Source organism: Hydrogenophaga sp., assembly GCF_036675665.1.
Classification (GTDB): domain Bacteria; phylum Pseudomonadota; class Gammaproteobacteria; order Burkholderiales; family Burkholderiaceae_C; genus Hydrogenophaga.
Genome location: NZ_JAKFEO010000018.1, coordinates 1 through 2741, shown reverse-complemented (window position 1 = coordinate 2741; position 2741 = coordinate 1). Strand labels below are relative to the sequence as shown.

The 2741-nt window shown below is 64.0% G+C and carries 4 protein-coding genes; 1 reads left to right on the top strand and 3 read right to left on the bottom strand.

The window, feature by feature from the left end; all coding sequences use genetic code 11:
- Positions 1-257 (top strand): hypothetical protein (locus V6M63_RS09065; RefSeq protein ID WP_332741261.1); only part of this gene is annotated, 257 nt, incomplete at its 5' end.
- Positions 258-317: 60 nt separating this feature from the next.
- Here the strand turns inward: V6M63_RS09065 and V6M63_RS09060 are convergent.
- The 3 genes from V6M63_RS09060 to V6M63_RS09050 all read right to left on the bottom strand — a co-directional run.
- Positions 318-1142: an alpha/beta fold hydrolase gene (locus V6M63_RS09060; protein ID WP_332741260.1), complete on the bottom strand. Its 825-nt coding sequence runs from the start codon at positions 1140-1142 to the stop codon at positions 318-320.
- Between the two features lie 47 nt (positions 1143-1189).
- Positions 1190-2422 (bottom strand): acyl-CoA dehydrogenase family protein, encoded by a 1233-nt coding sequence (locus V6M63_RS09055; RefSeq protein ID WP_332741259.1) that lies wholly within the window; start codon positions 2420-2422, stop codon positions 1190-1192.
- Positions 2423-2438: 16 nt separating this feature from the next.
- Positions 2439-2741, bottom strand: a 303-nt coding sequence (locus V6M63_RS09050) for a Zn-ribbon domain-containing OB-fold protein (RefSeq protein ID WP_332741258.1), incomplete at its 5' end; no start/stop codon positions are given.

Here is a 2741-nt window from a genome sequence, read left to right as displayed (position 1 = left end):
TCACCCTCATCGAGGTGGTGATCGAGACTCAGAGCGGCACAGTGCTGCGCCAACGCTACGACAGTGGGCGCCCAGCCAGCGACCTGCTGGAGCAGCAGCAGCGCCTGGAGGAAAAGTTTCGCCGGCTGGTCAAGTCTGTGCTCATACCTGACGAGTGCGACGAGCTGATAGACCTGGTGGCACGGCTCGACGAACTGACCGACCTCTCGCCGCTGGCAGGCATGCTGGCTCGCCAAGCGAGCGCTGATCGACACTAACAGCGTTTATTGGTGCGGGCAGGCTGGCGTGCGGAAAAAAAAAAAGACGTGCAATACCCCTCATTGGTCGGCGTTTTTGCTCTCCGCGGAAGGGCTGCGCCCAATGCGGCAAAACAAGCGCTGCAACATGCTCCTGGTCTCCCCACGGGCCCGCTGCTGCGGATGGTGACCAACTCCAGGCAGCGCCGTCACTTCAAGCGTCATCAGACCGTGGCGAAACAAGGCAATCGCGCTGGGCCGCCAGCCATATTCATCGTCATTGCCGAACAACACGGAGACCGGACAACGCACTGCGGCAAGTTCGACGCTCATGTCCCATTGAAGTGCCTGCGGGCTGGCCCAGGGCTCGTACCAGCCCCAGAACATGGTGTCGGTGTTGTCGCCATGGTGGCGACGAAGTTTTTCGCGCAAGCCGTCTTGCTCAAACGCGCGCCGCGCGACGGCCATGGCGTCCACCATGAACTGATCCACAGCCATGGTTGGCGAGCAGGCAAAAACGCCGCATACCAGCTCAGGATGCGCCGCCGCAGCCAGCACCGACATGGCTCCTCCATCACTGTGGCCGAACATCAACGCCTTGTGGATTCCAAAGTGGCGCAACACCTCGCCAAGCACCGGCCCAGCCTCTTCACGCCGGTAGCTGGGCTCGCGCCCACCCACCAGACTCTCGGATCGCCCATAACCATACCGGTCATAGGCCAGCACCGGCCAGCCGCTGGCTTCGGCCAACACCTGAGGCAGGTCTTTCCAGGTGGTGATGCAGTCCAGACCGCCATGCATCATCACGATGGTCGGCTGCCCGTTGCCCACATCACCCCAGGTGGTGGCGGCCAGCCGATGGCCTCCCGCAAACAGTTCGTGTTCCTTCATTTCGTTCTTTTTCATCATGTCAATCTGCCTCCGGGTTGGGCATTGCAGAGGATCCACACAGCCTACAGGTCGGCCTGTCCAGTCAGCAGTTGGCGCGCGACGGTGCGGCGCTGGATTTCGCCCGTACCGTCGGGTATACGCATCACGCGGGCGAAGCGGTAGCCCTCTTCCAGGCGCAGTTCGTTGGTCAGGCCCATGCCGCCGTGGATCTGGATGCTGCGGTCCATCACGCGCCCCAGCATCTCGGTCGAAAATGCCTTGACCATACTGACCTGTGCGTTGGCTGAGCGGCCGCTGTCCAGGCGCCAGGCACAGTTCTGAATCATGGTCTTGGCAGCGTAGATGTCCATCGCGCTGTCGGCCAGCATGAGCTGGATGGCCTGGTGCTCGGCAATGGGCACGCCAAAGGTTTTTCGCACCTTGGCGTAGTCCACCGCCTGGTCCAGCGCCCAGCGGGCCAAGCCCAGGCAGGATGCAGCCATGCCCATGCGCCCGGCGTTGACGCCGTCCATGGCCACCGCCAAGCCGTGCCCGACGTCGCCGAGCCGGTGGTCGTCGCGCACACGCACGCCGTCGAGCACGATGACGCCGGTGTCGCCGCCTAGGTGACCCATGGTGTTGATGATGCGCGGCACTGAAAAACCTGACGCGCGCGTGTCGACGAAGAAACCGGTGACACCACCCTTGTGGCGCGCTGCGGCTTCGGGGTCGGTCAGCGCGAACACCATGGCGTAATCGGCGTAGGGCGAGTTGGTTATCCACTGCTTGGTGCCGGTGAGCACCCATTCGTCACCGTCGCGCACGGCGCGGGTTTGCATGCCGAATACATCGGAGCCCGCATCGGGCTCGCTCAGACCAAAACACAGGGTCTTGTCGCCGCTGGCGATGTCGTCGCGGTACTGCGCGAAGATGTCCGGCTTCAGATGCCGCAGCACAGGCGACAGACCGTTGGTGAAGGGCGAGGGCAGCACCACCGTCTGCACCAGCGGCTGGGCCGGACCCAGGCAGTGGTTGAGGCTCTCCTGCACATGGGCCATGACCTGCGCGCCCTGCCCGCCACCACCCAGTTTTTCGTCGCCGAACAAGGTGTAGAAGCCCAGTTCCGCGGAGCGCTTGCGCACCTGCTGGCGCAGCGCCAGCGCCTCGGGCACATAACGGCCGCTGGCGTCGAACAAAGTGCGTTCGCTGCCCAGCAGATCGTGGTGGCGCTGCTGCAGTGGCAGCACTTCGCGCTCCACGAAGCGCAGCACTGCCTCGGCAATCGCCACGGTATCGGGATCGATGGTGAAGTCCATATGGGAAACCTCGGCGCTACAACAGCCGGAACTTCGGCAGCGTGACCTCGTCGGTCACGTCGTCGTACTGCACCGTCACACGCTGGCCGATGCGCACCGCCTCCACATCGTCGGTGACGATGTTGGTCATCATGCGCGCGCCCTCGTCGAGGTCGATCACCGCCACCACGTAGGGGGTGTCGGCCTTGAAGGCCGGACCGGCCGGCCGGCGCGCGATGGTGTAGCTGTAAATGGTGCCGGTGCCGCGCGCATCGACCCATTCGACGGCGTCGGAATGGCAGTGCGGGCACAGGACGCGCGGATAGAAATGGTGCTTGCC